Source organism: Streptomyces sp. NPDC001002 (assembly GCF_053599215.1).
Map to the genome: position 1 here is coordinate 35653 of NZ_JBSFLV010000001.1, position 15814 is coordinate 51466.

A 15814-nucleotide genomic window follows, 5' to 3' on the forward strand; every position below is an offset into this window, starting at 1 on the left:
GTCGCTGTTCCCGCCGGGGCGGTGGGCCTCAGCCGGGGAGGAAATCCCGGGCGTGGTCGAGTGCCCACCGGGCGAAGGTGCGAGCCGGGACCCCGGTGGCCTCCTCGGCGGTGGACATCGGGCCCGCTGCCGTCGGATCGAATTCCTCGAACACCTCCAGGTCCGTCCCGCCGCCTGAATAGCTCTCGAAACCGAGCAGGAAATCCGCGTTCGCGGCTGCGAAACCACCCTGCTCGCGGTAGTTGTCCCGTGCCTCGTCCCGGCTCACGACGTCAAAACGGATCGGGCGCCCAATGGCCTCGGCGATGAGTTCGACCTGTCGACGATGCGACAACATTTCGGGGCCGTTGAGGGTGTACGCCCGTCCGCGGTGTCCGTCCTCCAGCAGAGCCAGGGTCGCGACATCCGCGATGTCCTGCTCGTGCACCGGGTACCAGGCCGCATCGGGGCTGGGATCGCGCACCACGCCTTCGCCGCGGATGGACGGGCCCCACAGGGCCAGCTTGTTCATCGCGAACTCGCCGGGGCGCACGTGAGTCCACTCCAGCCCCGACGCCTCCACAGCCTGCTCGACCGGCAGGTGGAAATCGCTGTCGAAGCCTGTCGTGACAGCTCCGGAGGACAGCACCACAATGCGACGCACGCCGGCCCGCTGGGCCAGAGCAACCACTTCCCCCGCGGTTTCGGCGACCGGGAAGAGATACATCCGGTCGACGCCCTTCAATGCTTCGACGAGTGATTCCGGTCGCATGAGATCGCCCGCAACCAGGCGCACGGCTTCCGGGAACACCGCCGTGCGCGGGCTGCGGGTCAGAGCCCGCACCTCCGCGCCGGCCTCGACGAGTTGCCGGACCACGTGCCGACCGACATTGCCGGTGGCTCCGGTCACCAGGATCGCCATGAAGCTCCTTCTGATCGCGGCTGCTCAGGGGAACGCTTCACCACGAGGGGGCAGCCCCGTCCCACGTCGAGTCGACCGACGAACGCAGCTGCCCGAAAGGCTGTCGGTCACCGCGGCGAGGATGGCAGGCGGCACGCAAGCGCCTCTAGTCTCCCGCCGAACGCATGGTGAAACCGTCAGTCAGGCGGTCACTGCGTCGGCGCCGGGCGCGATGTGCCTCACGCTTCCTGGGCAGAGGGGCCTGCGCGATGTGCCTCAGGCGGTCTCCGGATCCGGATCGCTGACCAGCACGACGCCGCCGCGAAATCCGCCCTTCGCCAGCATCGTGTGCGCTTCCGCCGCGCGCTCGAACGGGAACGTTCCGGCGACGCGCAGGTCCAGTCGGCCGCTCTCCACCAGGCCCACCAGTTCGGTGAGTTCGGCGCCGTCCGCGCGTGCCTGTACCAGGCCGACCCCGATACCGCGCTCCGACGGCGGAACACTGGGCGGTGTCACCGCGACGAAGGAGCCGCCGTCCCGCACGGCCCCGATCGCCGCAAATCCGACCGACGCGGCGTCGAGGAGTCCGTCGACCCCGCTCGGCACGGCCTTGCGCACCGCGTCGGCAGGATCCGCGCTACGGGCCACGAAGGTCGCCCCGAGGCCGGTGAGGTACGGCTCGTCCTCCGGCGCGGCGACGGCGACCACCTCCAGGCCCTGGTGCCGGGCCAACTGGACCGCGAAAGCGCCGATGGCGCCCGCTGCTCCGGTGACGGCGATCCGGTCACCGGCCCCCAGCCCGAGGATCCGCAGGGCCTGTGCCGCGGTGTGGGCGTTGAGCGGCAGCGTCGCCGCGGCGGTCGGCGTCACGCCTGTCGGGGCGGGCGCGAGGAAGGCCGCGGGCAGCACCACGAACTCCGCCTGAGTGCCGACCTTGGTCTCCGGCCAGTTCGACATCGCCAGCACGGGCTGCCCGACGTCGAAGCCGGACACACCGTCGCCGGTCGCGTCGACGGTGCCGGCGGCGTCGACACCGAGCACGTACGTCGGCCCTGGGGGCACCATCGGACCCAGCCAGCCGGCCCTCGCGACCACGTCCAGGGGGTGTACGGCGGCCGCGTCGACCCTGACTCGTACGTGACCGGCGGGGACTTCGGGGATCGGACGCTCGTCGACCGTCAGGACATCCGGGCCGCCGAACTCGGTGAACGTGACGGCACGCATGACGTCGGCCTGGTGGGTGTGTGGGGATTCAGTCATGGCACCACTGTCCGACCGGCCCACTTCGTACTCCCAGCCAGACCGCCATATTGCGGCCGAAGCTCCATGTCTATCGATCGGCTGCCTCTATAATTCCGTCATGGATGTGACGGACCGGCGGATCGTTCAATGCCTGCTGCGCGACGGGCGGGCGTCCTTCCGGCGGATCGCCGAGGTGGCCGAGGTCTCCGAGCAGACCGTGGCCCGCCGCTACCGCGCCCTGGTCGCCGACGGAGCCGTCCGCGTGCGCGCCCTGCCCCGGCACGGACTGCTCGGCGACCAGACCTGGTTCGTCCGGGTCCAGTGCCGGCCCGATGCCACCGACGCCCTCGCGGACGCACTGGCCGCCCGAGAGGACACCTCCTACGTCAGCGTCACCTCCGGCGGTTCCGAGATCGTGTGCCAGGCCCGCACCGGGCTGCGCGACCAGGGCAGCTCCGTTCTGCAACGCCTGCCGCGCACCGCCAGGGTCCTGGGCTTCGACGCCTGCGCGGTCATGCACATGTACCTGGGCAGCGGCGCCAAGTGGCTCGCCTTCGACGACCCTCTCACCGACGACCAGGCCGCGCTGCTCCACGCCTCCGACCCCCAGCAGCGCGCCACCGTCGGCACGACCGACCCGGAACTCCGCGACGCCGCCGCACCCCGCGACCAGGACGCCCCGCTGATGGCCGAACTCGCCCGCGACGGCCGCGCCGGAGTCGTCGAACTCGCCCGCGCCTGCGGCTGGTCGAAGTCCCGGGTCTCCGCCCGCCTGGAGGAACTGCTCGCGGCGGGAGCCCTGCGCGTCGCCGTGGACCTGGCCTATCCGCGCTTCGGCTTCCACGCCCCCGCCTACCTCTGGCTCACCGTCGCCCCCGGCCGCCTGAACGCCACCGGCGAGACGCTCTCCGCCCACCCCGAGACCACCTTCGCCGCCGCGGTCACCGGATCCGCCAACCTCCTGGTGACCGTCACCTGCCGCACGATGGACGACCTCTTCTCCTACGTCACCACCAAGGTCGGCGCCCTCGAAGCGGTCCGCCAGGTCGACGTCGTCCCGGTCCTGCACCGCCTCAAGCAGGCGGGCACCCGACTTCGCGACGGGCGTCTGATCGCGACCTGATCGCCGTCGCTGTCGAGATCGGCATACGGGCGATGCACGATGCGCCTGTCGGGTCGACCCGATACGGAAGTACAGGTCGATCGAACCTCCTCAACTGGAGGTTCGGTGTGCTTTCGCCGTGATCGACTGTTGGTTACGTCATCGCGGCGCCACTGTTGAGACCCACCCCCGAGTGTGTTCTCAGCAAGGAGCTCGTGATGAGCGACGTACTTCCCGGCGGCACCCTGCGCCTGTCCGAGACCCTGACCGTGACCCGCGTCGGCTACGGCGCCCTCCAGCTGGCCGGGCCCATGGCCTACGGCCCACCCCGCGACCGCGACGAAGCCTTGGCCGTCCTGCGCGCCGCGGTCGAGGCGGGGATCACCCACCTCGACACCAGCGACTACTACGGCCCGCATCTGGTGAACGGGCTGGTCCGCGAGGCCCTGCACCCGTATCGCGAGGGCCTGCACATCGCCACCAAGGTCGGCGCGCGCCGCACGGCCGAGCGCGGATGGCCCGCCGCGCTGTCCCGGCCGGAGCTGGTCCAGGCCGTGCACGACAACCTCGACCACCTGGGCCTTGAGGCGCTGGACCTGGTGAATCTGCGGATGACCGACACCCTGGCGGCGGACGACATCGTCGAGCCGTTCACGGTCCTGGCCGAGCTGCGCGAGCAGGGCCTGATCCGCAACCTCGGCGTCAGCAACGTCAGCGCGGAGCAGGTCGAGGCCGCGCAACGGATCGCACCGGTGGTCGCGGTGCAGAACCACTACAACATCGCCTTCCGGCAGGACGACGCCCTGGTGGACCGGTGTGCCGAGCAGGGCATCGCGTTCGTGCCGTTCTGGCCGTTGGGCGGGTTCCGGCCGCTGCAGGCCAAGGCGCTGGAAGAGGTCGCGGCCGATCTCGGTGCCACGCCCCGGCAGATCGCACTGGCCTGGCTGCTGCACCGCTCTCCCACGATGCTGCTGATCCCCGGCACCTCCACCCGCGCCCACCTCGCCGAGAACATCGCCGCCGCCGAGATCGGCCTGTCCGCGGAGACGCTGCGCGGCCTGGACGCCATCGCCGACTCGGCCGGCTGACCGCACCGGGCCCCATGGCGCTTCCCTGGCTCGCCCTGACCTTCCTGTCCTGCCCCGTCCTCCCTCTCCTCGTACTTCCCTTCCTCCCGCTGGAGTTCTCCCTCATGCCTCAGCCGTCCGCCGCCCGTCACCGCACGCTGGTCCTGTCCGGGAGCCTGCGTGCCACAGCCGTCACCACCCAGGTCGCCCACGCGGCCGTGGCCCAGAACCATCCCGGACACGAAGTCGTCCTGGCCACCGGCCTGGATGAACTGCCGCTGTTCAACGAGGACTTGGACACCGACCCGGCCCCGCCCGCCGTGGCCGCCCTGCGGGCCCAGGTCGCCGCCGCCGACAGCCTGCTGGTCCTGAGCCCGGTCAACAACGCCAGCATCTCGGCCGCCCTGAAGAACGCCCTCGACTGGCTCTCCCGGCCCCGCGAGGACGCCCCCCTCGCCGGCAAGCCCACCACCGGCCTGGTCGTCGGCTACCGCTCCCAGGGCGCGGAGGACCACCTGGACACGATCCTGCGCGCCACCGGCGCCCGCATCGCCCCCACCCCGACCCCCGTGCTGAGCCTGCGCACCTTCAACGGCAGCCAGGCCGCCCACGACCCGCAGGTCATCACCGCCGTGGCCCAGGCCCTCGCCGCCCTGCGCGTTCCCGATCCGGCCGTGGCATGACGATTCCCACCGCGTCCACCGCGTCCGCCGCGCTGACGGAAGCCCTGGCCTTTCTCGTGCAGTTCGCCCGCACGGCGAAGTCGACGGGATCCATCGCGCCCAGCGGGGCCGCCCTGTCCCGCGCTCTCACCCGGCACATCCGCCCCGGCAGCGCACAGCAGCCGCGCGCGGTGCTGGCCGGGCCGTACAACACCTCAATCCCCGGCAGGCCTTGTCCCGGCGCGTGCTGCGCGAGGCCATAGCCCCGCACGTGGTGGGCAGCGAGGTCGTCGTCTCCAACCTGCCGCCCGCCTACGTCCATCATCTGCTGGTCCCCGCCCGGGCGACCTGCGACTGCGGGGCTACGGCTCCGTCGTCTCGGACTCCAGCTTCGCCCGTGTAGCCGCCCCGTACACCCCGGACTCGTCCGCGGTGATGCCCCTGGCCACCTGGAACGTCCGTACGGAACTCTCCACCGTCGTGCTGAAGTCGCCGTCGTCCTTGCCGACGTACAGGTTCAACTGGCCGAGCCGTTCCTGGAGTTCGACCACCTCGGCGCCGTGGTCGCCGCGCCGCAGCACCGGTGGAGTGCTGCTGTCGGCGCCGCCCTCCTGGATGGTGCCGGTCGCGCCGACGGTCGACGGTGTGTGCGTGGGCTCGGTCGAGCGGGACGGCCTCGACGAGACCGCGGTGGCCGACGGGGACGTCGACGGCGTCGGGCTCGTGCTGACGGAGGGTGACGGCGGCGCGGACGTCGGCGACGGCGTGCCGGTCTCCCGCGACGGTGACACGGACGGCGTCGCGCTCGACGCGTCCGGCACGCTCGCCCGTACCCCGCCCGAGGCCGCGTGGTCGCGGGACGGCGTCTGGTACGACAGGAACCCGCTCGCCAGCCCGGTCGCGGCCACCACGGCGACGACGGATCCGCCGGCCGCGAGCAGGACGGTACGGCGCCGGCGCGGGGGCCTGGCGCCTTCCTCGGCCTCGTCCTCGATCTCGTAGGCGGGCGGCTCCTCGCCCGAAAGCGGTGCCGGTGGCACCGGCGACACCGGCGGCAGCAGGGACGTGGCGTCCACGGCCTGCAACGGCACCGTCTCCTCGGCCGGTAACGCCGAAGGCACCGGCGCTGCGGGCGGCGCCGCGCCGCGGTTCTCGCTGCCCGCGCCCCCCTCGCCCGTCAACTCCACGTACGGCCGTATGCGCAGCGGGTCGAAGTCCTCCGCGGCGGCCGCCTCCGCCGTGCGGGCATCGCGCAGGGCGTCCGACGCCCGCTGTGTACAGCCGCACGACGGGGTGTTGTCGGCCCCTCTGGGTGCCCCGCACTCCGGGCACTCGTGGCCTGTCGGCTCTGTCACGCGTCGTCCCTCCCTCCGCATTCCCCCCACGAACTCCAGAGATTATGCAGACCGTCTCCACAGCCGCTGTCGGTCGGCCCCCGGGGAGGGTCCCGGTAAATCGGGCGGCAACGGGACTCGACAGGCCATAACGGTGCACACCGATCACCATGGATGTGAAAGCGAGGGTGAGGGCGCTGTGCCGAGGGCGCTGTGTAACGAGAGCCGCTGGAGGTCTTCATGGCCGAGGATGCGCACGGTATGACGGGAAATATGCGAGACGCACCGATGCGGGGCAGTGCTCCCAAGAAGGGCAGTGCCGCCGAGGAACACGTGTCCGGCAATGTGCTCGTCTCCATCGGCGCCCTGCTTCTCGGCATGCTGCTCGCCGCCCTCGACCAGACCATCGTGTCGACCGCGCTGCCCACCATCGTCAGCGACCTCGGTGGTCTGGAGCACCTGTCCTGGGTGGTCACCGCGTATCTCCTGGCGTCGACGGCCGCGACCCCGCTGTGGGGCAAGCTCGGTGACCAGTACGGGCGCAAGCGGCTCTTCCAGACGGCGATCGTCATCTTCCTGATCGGTTCGGCGCTGTGCGGAATGGCGCAGAACATGCCCCAACTCATCGCCTTCCGCGCGCTGCAGGGGCTCGGTGGCGGTGGCCTGATGGTGCTGTCGATGGCGATCGTCGGCGATGTCGTGTCGCCGCGCGAACGCGGGCGCTACCAGGGGCTGTTCGGCGCGGTGTTCGGGGCGACGAGTGTGCTGGGCCCGCTGCTGGGCGGGCTGTTCACCGAACACCTCAGCTGGCGCTGGGTGTTCTACATCAACCTGCCCGTCGGCCTGATCGCCCTCGCGGTGATCGCGACCGCGCTGCGCATCCCGCGCAAGTCGATGCAGCACGTCATCGACTATCTCGGTACGTTCCTGATCGCGTCCGTGGCGACCTGTCTGGTGCTGGTGGCTTCGCTGGGCGGCACGACGTGGGACTGGGGCTCACCGCAGATCATCGGCCTGGCGGTGCTGGGCGTGGCGTTGGCGGTGGTCTTCGTACGGGTGGAGCGAAGGGCGGCGGAACCGGTCCTACCCCTCAAGCTCTTCACGATCCGCACCTTCACCCTCTCCGCGGTCATCAGCTTCATCGTGGGGTTCGCGATGTTCGGCGCGATGACGTATCTGCCGACGTTCCTCCAGGTGGTGCAGGGCATCTCGCCGACCATGTCCGGGGTGCACATGCTGCCGATGGTGATCGGCATGCTGCTGTCGTCCACGGGCTCCGGCCAGATCGTCAGCCGGACGGGCCGCTGGAAGGTGTTCCCGGTGGCGGGCACGGGCGTAACGACGATAGGCCTGCTCCTCCTCCACCGCCTGGACGAGAACAGCTCGACGACGGAGATGAGCGCGTACTTCTTCGTCTTCGGCCTCGGACTCGGCCTGGTCATGCAGGTGTTGGTCCTCATCGTGCAGAACTCGGTCTCGTACGAGGATCTCGGCGTCGCCACGTCGGGCGCGACCTTCTTCCGCTCGATCGGCGCGTCCTTCGGCGTGGCCATCTTCGGCACGGTCTTCGCGAGCCGCCTGGCGGACAAACTGACGGACGCGTTGCGCGGCACGCCTCTACCCACGGGCATCTCGGCGGACACTCTCAAATCCGACCCGAGAGGCATCAACTCCCTCCCACCGGCGCTACGAGACCCGGCGATACACGCATACGCGTCCTCGATCACCGACGTGTTCCTGTACGCGGCCCCGGTCGCGCTCCTCGGTTTCGTCCTGGCGTGGTTCCTCAAGGAGGACCGCCTGCGCGGCTCGGTCACCGCGCCCGACCTCACGGAGACGCTGGCCAGCAACCCGGTCGAGCGCTCCTCCTACGACGAGGTCTGCCGCGCCCTCTCCGTGCTCGGCACGCGGGACGGCCGGCGCGAGATCTACCAGAAGATCACCGACCGGGCGGGCTACGACCTTCTCCCGGCGGCCAGTTGGCTCCTGCTCCGCATCCGGCGCGACGGCTGGGCGGAACCGGCGGTCCTAGCCGAACGCAGCACGGTGCCCCTGCCGGTCATCCTGGCCGCGGCCCGCCAGGTCGAGGAACGCCGCCTGGCCACCCGAGAGGGCCTGGACCTGATCCTCACCCCCGAGGGCCGAGAAACAGCCGACCACCTGTCACGGGCCCGAGAAGAATCCCTGTCCACCCTCCTGGGCGACTGGTGGACCCCCGACCGCCCCACCGACCTCAACCGCCTGGTCACCGAACTCACCGACGAACTCTGCGGCTCGGACAGAGAACAACCCCACAACGGCACGGCGAAACGGATCAGTTGACCAAGCAAACCGGCCTCGCCCCCTCACCCGACCAGCTTCTTCCGGAACCAGTGCTCGGCATACGGGTCGTCGTTGTGCCGCCCGGTCTCCGCGTACCCGAGCCGCGCGTACAGGGCACGGGCCTCCACGAGGTCGCTGCGGGTATCCAGGATCAACTCCTCGGCGCCCAGGGCGCGTGCGGCCTCCTCGGCGGCCCGCACGAGGAGCGCGGCACCGCCCTTGCCGCGCAGCTCCTCGTACACGAACACGCGGGTGAGCTCGGCGGTCGTCGACCCCAGCAGCCGTACCCCCGCCGACCCGGCCGCCACGCCCCCGCACCGGCCGACCAGCAACTGCCCGCCGGGCGGGGCGAGTTCTGAGCCGGTGCGCGCGGCGATCTCGCGCTCCAGCTCGGCGGGGTCGGTCCGGCGGCCTTCGTGCAGGAGATACCAGCGGTCACTGACCTCCGTGTAGTACGCCCGCCACAGGGCGGCGGCGACGGCCGAGTCGAAGGGCTCCGGGGCGATGATCCAGTCCATGCCGGAATTCTTGCCGACCGCCACCCTCGCGGCCCACGCAGTTTGAGTGCCCGGTTCCGGGCAACCCGGAGGGGGAACCGGCCCGTTGGGCCGAAGCATCCGGAAGGCACCCATGTCCACAGGCATGATCATCATCGTTATCGTGATCGTGGCGGCCGTGGTCGTTGTCGCGGCCGCCCTCACCCTGCGAGCCCGCGGCGGCGTCGGTGGTCGGGACCTGAAGCACCGCTTCGGGCCCGAGTACGACCGCGCGGTGACCCGCCACGACGGCGACACCAAGGCCGCCGAACGTGAGCTCGCAGAGCGCGTCGAGCGGCACGGATCGCTGCGTGAGCAGCCCTTGGAGCCGGCCCGGCGCGAGCAGTTCGAGGCCCGTTGGGCGGCCGCGCAGGAGCGGTTCGTCGACTCGCCCCGGGAGGCCGTCGCCGACGCGGACCAGCTGCTCGGCGAACTCGCCACCGTCCGCGGTTTCCCCGACGGGGCCCAGTACGAGGAGCAGCTCGCCGCCCTCTCCGTCCACCACGCGCCCGACGTCAACGGCTACCGCCACGTGCACAGCGTGGCCCGCGCCGACGACACCCGCGCCGACACCGAGGAACTGCGCGAGGCGATGGTCGAGGCCCGCGCGCTCTTCGCGTCGCTCATCGACGGCGCCCGCACCTCGCAGGGCACGTCCCACGACAGGTCGCACGGCAAGACGTCCCACAAGACGTCCCACAAGCTGACCGACAGGCTCCCTGGCATGACGGCCAGGCGGTCGCACGACACCTCATCCGACAAGCAGCAGACGATCAAGGGGGGTTGACACAACCATGGCCGACGAGACCAAGAGTCCCACGCCCGCATCCACACCCACATCCACACCCACGCCGACGCCGATACCGATGTCCGAGCGTGAGGAGCGCAAGGACCGTTCGGACCGTACGGAGACGATCGCGCCGACGCGTACGAGCACCGGTACCGACGAGACCAGGACGCCCGTGCGGGCCGAGGAGAGCAAGGTCCCCGCACCCACTCCCACACCCACAGCCGCGCGGACTGACACCTCCACGCGCACCGACGAGACCAGGACCCCGGCGCAGACCCCCTCGCGTCCGAACTCCCAGACCCCGTCGTCGACTTCGTCCTCGACGCCGTCATCAACGCCGGCCTCGTCAACGCCGTCCTCGTCCCCCCTGCTCCCGCGGGACGAGACCGACAAGCTCGCCGAGCGGCTCCAGCACGCCCTGTCCGGGTTCGTCGACGACCCTCGTACGGCCGTCGAGGAAGCCGACCATGTCGTGGAGGAGATCACCGGCCGCTACACGGACGCCCTGACCCAGCGCCGCCGCACCCTGCGCAGGTCCTGGCAGGAGGGCGACGCCAAGTCCGACCACTCCGACACCGAACAACTCCGGCTGGCCCTGCGGGACTACCGCGAACTGGCGGACCGCCTCCTCCAGAGGTAGCCGCGGAGTCAGGGAACTGAGCCACACGCCGAATACGCAGGCGGCTGCACGCCGAGGGAAGTGTCGACTCCCCTCGCGGCAGCCGCCTTCGCATATGCCTCTGACTTCGCATCGGGCTCGGCTACCCTCGGGCAGCGGGGACGACCAACGGGGGGCGCGGTGAGCGACCGAGGGGAGCCGGCGCGGGCCGACGGCAGGATGGCGCTGGCCCGCCGGTTGGCCGGTCTGGTGGAAGAGGTCCGGGAGCTGCCGGGGTTCGCGGATTTCCAACGCCCCCTGTCCGCAGCGGAGTTGCGCCGTGCCGCCGCGCAAGGTCCGGTCGTCGCCGTCAACGTCACCCAGCGGCGCGCGGACGCGCTGATCGTGACGCCGGGTGAGGTCTCCCCGGTCCGCCTGGACCTCACGCTCGACGACGTCCACCGGGTCGCGGGCGCCTACGTGGAGGCCATCGAGCGGCACCAGAGCCGTCTTGAGAGGTGGGTTGAGGCGGAGGCCGCGTCATGGGAGGTGCCGACGGCCGCGAGCATCAGGGTCTCTCAGCGTGCTGGGGCAGTACTGATGGAGGCCGCGGCTTCAATGGAGCGCGTGCTCACCACGACCCTGGAATGGCTGTGGGACACGATCAGCCGGCCCGTGCTCGACGCCTGCGGCTTTCGTGAACCGCCCCCGCCCGGGCGACCGTGGCCCCGGCTGTGGTGGTGCCCCACCGGGCTGCTGAACCTGCTTCCGCTGCACGCGGCCGGGCGGCACGGTGAGGCGGGTGAAAGTTCACTGGAGCGCGCGGTGGTGTCGTACACGCCTTCCCTGCGCGCCCTGATCGAGTCCCGGTCCAGGGGCCGGTCGGCCGCGCCGGGCGGCATGCTTCATGTGGCGCTGCCCGAGACGCCGGGCCAGCGGGACCTCAAGTGCGTCGTGCACGAGGAGCAGGTGCTGACCTCGCTCTTCGGAGCCGACTGCACAACGCTGAAGGGCGTCGCGGCGGACCGGGCGTCGGTGCGCCGCGAGTTGGCGGTCCACCGCAGCGTCCACTTCAGTTGCCACGCGACCTCCCACCCCCTGCGTCCCGCCACGGGCGGGGTGCTGCTCGGCGACGGTCTGCTGACGACCGGCGAGATCGCCGAAGGGCACCGGCATCGTGACTTCGCCTTCCTCTCGGCCTGCAAGACCGCGCTGGGCGGGCTGCTTCTGCCCGACGAGTCGATGACCCTGTCCGCGGCCCTGCACTACACGGGCTACCGGCATGTGATCGCCACCCTCTGGTCCATCCACGACGAGGTCGCCGCCGAAGTGGCCGAGGGGGTCTACCGCGACCTGTGGCAGGACGGCGCCTTCCACCCCGACCGCGCTGCCGTGGCTCTGCACGGGGTGGTCCGCCGGCTGCGGGACACGTCGCCGGACGGCCCGAGCCACTGGATGCCCTTCACCCACACCGGTCCCTGAACCAGGAAAGCCGCCATGACCGTTCCGCCGTCCTCCGCGTTCGACTACTCCGAATCGTCCGATCCGCAGTTCGAGCAACACGTCGCCGACACCTTCGAGTTGACGTCGTACGGCAGGGATTTCCTGCTCGCCTCGGGCTCCTGCCCGCGCTGCGCCGCCGAGTTGGAGATCCCCGTGCCCCTCACCACCGTCCGTCTGACGTTCCGACGCGCCGTGGCCCGCAACGGTCCCCTGGTGGTCCGGATGACGTGCAATTGCGACGAGGCTCATGGCAACCGCCCTCCGAACGCCGACGGTTGCGGTGCGTATTGGCTGCTCAGAGTGCCGGAGGACCTGGCGTGACACCGCGTCGTCCGCTGCCGCCCACCCGTACGGCGAACGTCTCCGACCTGCGGCGGGCCCGGGAGCACCGCGAGATGCTCCGGGAGGCCGTACCCCGGGTGCGCGAAGCCGCCCTGGCCTGGCGCAACGGACTCGCGGCCCTGCTCGCGGGGCTGTTGGGCTTCAGTCTCGTCAAGGGGCGCTCGGACGTGGGGCAGTTGGCCGACCGCTGGGCCGTGGCCGTGGGTCTGCTCCTGCTCGCCGCGCTCGTCTGCGGTGCCTTCGGGGCGATGCAGCTGCTGCTGGCGGCCCACGGCAGGCCACGCGTCGTCGACCTGGCCTCGGCGCCGCCCCGGGCGCTCCAGGAGCAGCAGGAGGCCGTCGACGCCGCACGGCAGTTGGGCCGGGGCATCACCCTCACTCTGCTGTGCACGGCTCTGCTCGTGGCCGCGGTCGCCGCCACCTGGTACGGACCGGCGAAGGAGACCGGCCTGATGCGATTCGACAGCCCCACCGCGAAGGTGTGCGGCACTGTGCGGCGCGTCGCGGAGGGCGCGGTCGTGGTCGGAACGGGCGATGGCGAGGTTGTCGTGCCGCTGTCCACGCTGCTGTCGATGGCCCCCGTGTCCGATTGCCCCAGGGGGTGACGAGGATGTCCATGGAAGACCTGACCCGGACGTACGCCGAGCTGCAGGAGACGTACGAGCGGTTCACCCGGGACGAGAATGTGTCCCTGCTGCTCGCGCCGGAGACGACCGGACGGCTGCGAAATCTCATGGAGTGGCTCGACCGCTCGAAGGGCGAGTACGACAGACCCCTGCTCATCCGCGTGGCCCGGCTCATGGCCTGGGTCCATCTGACTCGTTGGCGTGACGACCCTCGGCGCGAAGGCGCTTCGGGGGAACTCGACCGGGCTCTCGCGATGACCTTCGTTCTGCCTTACGGCCGGGGCGGACCGGAGCCGCTCCGGTCGCTCGTCGAGGGCGGGCACCAGGCACTGATGGCCGACCCGGTGGATCCCGCGGAGCTCCAGGACTTCGCCGGTGCGTTGGTGACCATGGCGGATCGCTACGGCTGCGAGGGTGCTCTCGCCCAGGGCCTCCGCTACCAGGCACAGGTGATGGACCTGCTCTCGGAGGAAGACCCCCTGTGGCCCCCTGTCGTCATGAACCACTGCGCCGCGGTTCTGGTGCAGTGGCGGCTGACCGGCGCTTCGGAGTACCTCGACCTGGCGCTGTCCAGGGGCCGACGGGCACTTGACCGGCTGGAGGGCGCGCCGAACGCCGAACTCGCCCACCTACGCTTCCAGTTCGGTCGACTCCTCTTGGCCCGCCACGCCGAAAACCCCTCCCTCCGGGACGTGGACGACGCGATCGGGTTGCAGGAGAGGGCGATCGGGCTGGACGACGTGCCGGAGGAACTCGACAGAGAGATCCGTATCGGGATCGGCACTGCCTGGTACGTGCGTCACCGCACCAGCGGGGAGGGCGACGACCTCGACAGGGCGATCGACGCGTTGAGCGGTCTGGTGCCCGACCAGGAGCCCTTGGGCGACAGGTTCCACGAACCCGCCGACGTGCTCGCCTCCTGCCGGGAGTCCCGGGCCGCGCTCACCGGCGCCGAGGACGATCTGCGTCACGCCCTGCGCCTGAGGCTGCTTCTCGCCGCCGAGCGGGGCACGTCCGGGGACCTCGTCGATCTGGCCGGCGTACAGGAGCAGCTCTTCCAGCGCTCGGGGCGGGCCGGGCTCCTGGACGAGGCCGTCGGCAACTACGCGAAGGTCACGGCGCAGGACGCCGAGGACGCGACCGCATTCATCGGTCTCGCCTGGGCGCTCAACGTGCGCTTCGAGAGCGCCGGCGACCAGGCCGACCGCGACGACGCGATCACCGCGGCCCGTCGCTCGGTCGACCTGACTCCGCCTGACGACGCTGCCCTCGGGCGCCGGCTGGCGATTCTCGCAGCCGCCCTCACGTCACGGGCCAGGACGACGGGGAGCACACCGGATCTGGTCGAGGGACTGTCCGTCATCGACCGGGCGCTGGCGCTGCCGGACGCGTCGGACGAGGACCGGGCGCAGCAGCTCTTCAACAAGTCGGCACTGATCGCGACCCGTTACGGCATGAGCGGTGATCCCGCGGACAACGACCTCCACGTCGACCTGTGCCGCGAGGCCGTGCGCCTGCTCCCGGGCGGACATCCGAAGAAGGCGATCTACCACACCAATCTGATCGCGGCGTACCTGGAGCGCCATCGCCGTACCGAGGACGTCCGGGACCTGGAGGACGCGCTGCGGGCCGGGGACACCGCGCTCGCCGAGATTCCGCTCGATCACCCGCGCCGCGCGTCGATCTTGTCCAACCAGGCTCTCGCGCTATACCACGGTGCCGGGGGAGGGACCGAGGAAGACTTCGGCGACGGCGTCGACGCAGCCGTCGACGAAGGCAGACTTCGGCATGCCGTCCGTCTGTTCACCGAGGCACTGGCGCTGACTCCCCGCGGGCAACCGGTGGATGCCCTGATTCTCGTCAACCGGGGATCGGTCCTCTTGCGGTGCGGTGGACCCGCGGACGTCGAACTCGCCCTACGGGACTGGCGATCCGCCGCCCGCAACGAGACAGCCTCGCCCGGAGTGAGGTTGGCGGCGGCGACCGGATGGGCGCGAAAGAGTGCCGAACTCGGCCGCTGGGACGAGGCCGTGGGCGCGTACACCCTCGCCGTCGAACTGGTGACGTCCGTCGCCGGTCTGCAACTGGACCGCGCGGACAAGGAGACCCAGCTGACCGGTTGGGTCCCGGTCACCTCGGAGGCCACGGCCGCCGCCCTGGAGGTGGACGATCCGGAGACGGCGCTGGAACTCCTGGAGGCGGGCCGCTGTGTGCAGTGGAACCAGCAACTGCGCGATACCGCTGAACTCGCGCTGCTGGCCGACGTCCGGCCCGATCTCGCCGGGGAGATCGAACGGGTGTCGGCGGCCCTCGGGGTCGTCTGGCCCGCCCCTCCTGAACTGGCGTCCCTGGAGGGCGTTCTCGCCGAGGGCGGAGGCTGAGTCAGCCCGCCGGAGGCTCAGAGAGCCCCGCCCGGCGCTCCCGCCACTCACGTACGACGTCCTCGACGTCGTAGGGCTTCTTGCCCAGGGGAGGGCCGGGCGGCGGCTTGAACATCATCTCGCGGATCTTGGCGTTGACTTCGGTGATGATCTTGCGGACGATACGTTCGGACGGGGCCGCGTACGCCGCATCGAGCGCGTCCTCGGCCTCCTTGCGCAGGGCCAGTGTGGGCGGCAGGACCGAGAAGCCCTCGCGGGCCAGTTTCTGCCTGATCCACCAGAGTTCGTCGTAGGACGTGTCCGCGCCGTTCGGCAGGGGTTTGCCGGCGCCGGGGAGCTTGGCGAAGTCGCCGCGCGCCTCCGCGTCGCGGATCTGCTTGTCCACCCAGGAATCGAACGGCACGCCGGGAGGCTTTCGCTCGGTCATGA

The 15814-nt window shown here is 70.9% G+C and carries 16 protein-coding genes; 11 read left to right on the forward strand and 5 right to left on the reverse strand.

All coding sequences use genetic code 11. The annotated features are described in order from the left end of the window. Positions 1 to 28: 28 nt before the first annotated feature. Both ACWDR3_RS00195 and ACWDR3_RS00200 read right to left on the reverse strand, forming a co-directional pair. Positions 29 to 901 carry an NAD(P)H-binding protein gene (locus ACWDR3_RS00195; protein WP_450349483.1) on the reverse strand — a complete coding sequence of 291 codons (873 nt, stop codon included), beginning with the start codon at positions 899 to 901 and terminating at the stop codon, positions 29 to 31. Between the two features lie 255 nt (positions 902 to 1156). Next, complete coding sequence (locus ACWDR3_RS00200; RefSeq protein ID WP_450349485.1) at positions 1157 to 2140, reverse strand: NADP-dependent oxidoreductase; 984 nt, start codon at positions 2138 to 2140, stop codon at positions 1157 to 1159. Positions 2141 to 2240: 100 nt separating this feature from the next. Between ACWDR3_RS00200 and ACWDR3_RS00205 the strand changes: the two genes are divergently transcribed. The 4 genes from ACWDR3_RS00205 (at position 2241) to ACWDR3_RS00220 (ending at position 5216) form a co-directional block, all read left to right on the forward strand. Continuing rightward, a complete protein-coding gene (locus ACWDR3_RS00205; protein ID WP_450349487.1) occupies positions 2241 to 3245 on the forward strand; it encodes an Lrp/AsnC family transcriptional regulator in 1005 nt (334 codons plus the stop codon). 197 nt (positions 3246 to 3442) lie between these two features. After that, entirely contained in the window at positions 3443 to 4312 is an 870-nt protein-coding gene (locus tag ACWDR3_RS00210; protein ID WP_450349489.1) for an oxidoreductase, read from the forward strand. A 14-nt stretch (positions 4313 to 4326) separates the two neighbouring features. Continuing rightward, positions 4327 to 4974, forward strand: coding sequence for an NADPH-dependent FMN reductase (locus tag ACWDR3_RS00215; RefSeq protein WP_450349491.1), 648 nt, complete (start codon positions 4327 to 4329; stop codon positions 4972 to 4974). Further along, on the forward strand, positions 4971 to 5216 hold the full coding sequence (locus tag ACWDR3_RS00220; protein ID WP_450349493.1) for a hypothetical protein: 246 nt from the start codon (positions 4971 to 4973) through the stop codon (positions 5214 to 5216). Before ACWDR3_RS00215 ends, ACWDR3_RS00220 begins: the two co-directional genes overlap by 4 nt. Before the next feature lie 99 nt (positions 5217 to 5315). On the opposite strand, the gene ACWDR3_RS00225 is transcribed toward ACWDR3_RS00220, so the two are convergent. Continuing rightward, positions 5316 to 6308, reverse strand: coding sequence for a peptidoglycan-binding domain-containing protein (locus ACWDR3_RS00225; RefSeq protein WP_450349495.1), 993 nt, complete (start codon positions 6306 to 6308; stop codon positions 5316 to 5318). A gap of 252 nt (positions 6309 to 6560) precedes the next feature. On the opposite strand from ACWDR3_RS00225, the gene ACWDR3_RS00230 reads away from it, so the two are divergent. Beyond that, positions 6561 to 8609 (forward strand): MDR family MFS transporter, encoded by a 2049-nt coding sequence (locus tag ACWDR3_RS00230; RefSeq protein WP_450349497.1) that lies wholly within the window; start codon positions 6561 to 6563, stop codon positions 8607 to 8609. 23 nt (positions 8610 to 8632) lie between these two features. On the opposite strand, the gene ACWDR3_RS00235 is transcribed toward ACWDR3_RS00230, so the two are convergent. Next, positions 8633 to 9127: a GNAT family N-acetyltransferase gene (locus ACWDR3_RS00235; protein WP_450349499.1), complete on the reverse strand. Its 495-nt coding sequence runs from the start codon at positions 9125 to 9127 to the stop codon at positions 8633 to 8635. A 112-nt stretch (positions 9128 to 9239) separates the two neighbouring features. Here ACWDR3_RS00235 and ACWDR3_RS00240 point away from each other — a divergent pair, with 112 nt between their 5' ends. The 6 genes from ACWDR3_RS00240 (at position 9240) to ACWDR3_RS00265 (ending at position 15385) form a co-directional block, all read left to right on the forward strand. After that, complete coding sequence (locus ACWDR3_RS00240) at positions 9240 to 9932, forward strand: hypothetical protein (protein ID WP_450349501.1); 693 nt, start codon at positions 9240 to 9242, stop codon at positions 9930 to 9932. A gap of 79 nt (positions 9933 to 10011) precedes the next feature. Further along, positions 10012 to 10575: a hypothetical protein gene (locus ACWDR3_RS00245; RefSeq protein ID WP_450349503.1), complete on the forward strand. Its 564-nt coding sequence runs from the start codon at positions 10012 to 10014 to the stop codon at positions 10573 to 10575. A 159-nt stretch (positions 10576 to 10734) separates the two neighbouring features. Continuing rightward, positions 10735 to 12015, forward strand: coding sequence for a CHAT domain-containing protein (locus tag ACWDR3_RS00250; protein ID WP_450349505.1), 1281 nt, complete (start codon positions 10735 to 10737; stop codon positions 12013 to 12015). 15 nt (positions 12016 to 12030) lie between these two features. Then, positions 12031 to 12357 carry a hypothetical protein gene (locus ACWDR3_RS00255; protein WP_450349507.1) on the forward strand — a complete coding sequence of 109 codons (327 nt, stop codon included), beginning with the start codon at positions 12031 to 12033 and terminating at the stop codon, positions 12355 to 12357. Further along, entirely contained in the window at positions 12354 to 12983 is a 630-nt protein-coding gene (locus ACWDR3_RS00260; protein WP_450349509.1) for a hypothetical protein, read from the forward strand. The genes ACWDR3_RS00255 and ACWDR3_RS00260 overlap by 4 nt, the downstream gene beginning before the upstream one ends. Positions 12984 to 12988: 5 nt before the next feature. Then, positions 12989 to 15385, forward strand: coding sequence for a hypothetical protein (locus ACWDR3_RS00265; protein ID WP_450349511.1), 2397 nt, complete (start codon positions 12989 to 12991; stop codon positions 15383 to 15385). 1 nt (position 15386) lies between these two features. Here ACWDR3_RS00265 and ACWDR3_RS00270 read toward each other — a convergent pair whose 3' ends face one another. Continuing rightward, entirely contained in the window at positions 15387 to 15812 is a 426-nt protein-coding gene (locus ACWDR3_RS00270) for a DnaJ family domain-containing protein (protein ID WP_450349513.1), read from the reverse strand. Positions 15813 to 15814 lie beyond the last annotated feature (2 nt).

Bases quoted from the DNA above. Each gene is read 5' to 3' on its own strand.
- ACWDR3_RS00220 (WP_450349493.1), top strand. From the start codon at position 4,971: ATGACGATTCCCACCGCGTCCACCGCGTCCGCCGCGCTGACGGAAGCC.
- ACWDR3_RS00230 (WP_450349497.1), top strand. From the start codon at position 6,561: ATGCGAGACGCACCGATGCGGGGCAGTGCTCCCAAGAAGGGCAGTGCC.
- ACWDR3_RS00270 (WP_450349513.1), bottom strand. From the start codon at position 15,812: ATGACCGAGCGAAAGCCTCCCGGCGTGCCGTTCGATTCCTGGGTGGAC.
- ACWDR3_RS00215 (WP_450349491.1), top strand. From the start codon at position 4,327: ATGGCGCTTCCCTGGCTCGCCCTGACCTTCCTGTCCTGCCCCGTCCTC.
- ACWDR3_RS00245 (WP_450349503.1), top strand. From the start codon at position 10,012: ATGTCCGAGCGTGAGGAGCGCAAGGACCGTTCGGACCGTACGGAGACG.
- ACWDR3_RS00205 (WP_450349487.1), top strand. From the start codon at position 2,241: ATGGATGTGACGGACCGGCGGATCGTTCAATGCCTGCTGCGCGACGGG.
- ACWDR3_RS00195 (WP_450349483.1), bottom strand. From the start codon at position 901: ATGGCGATCCTGGTGACCGGAGCCACCGGCAATGTCGGTCGGCACGTG.
- ACWDR3_RS00235 (WP_450349499.1), bottom strand. From the start codon at position 9,127: ATGGACTGGATCATCGCCCCGGAGCCCTTCGACTCGGCCGTCGCCGCC.
- ACWDR3_RS00200 (WP_450349485.1), bottom strand. From the start codon at position 2,140: ATGACTGAATCCCCACACACCCACCAGGCCGACGTCATGCGTGCCGTC.
- ACWDR3_RS00240 (WP_450349501.1), top strand. From the start codon at position 9,240: ATGTCCACAGGCATGATCATCATCGTTATCGTGATCGTGGCGGCCGTG.
- ACWDR3_RS00210 (WP_450349489.1), top strand. From the start codon at position 3,443: ATGAGCGACGTACTTCCCGGCGGCACCCTGCGCCTGTCCGAGACCCTG.
- ACWDR3_RS00255 (WP_450349507.1), top strand. From the start codon at position 12,031: ATGACCGTTCCGCCGTCCTCCGCGTTCGACTACTCCGAATCGTCCGAT.
- ACWDR3_RS00265 (WP_450349511.1), top strand. From the start codon at position 12,989: ATGTCCATGGAAGACCTGACCCGGACGTACGCCGAGCTGCAGGAGACG.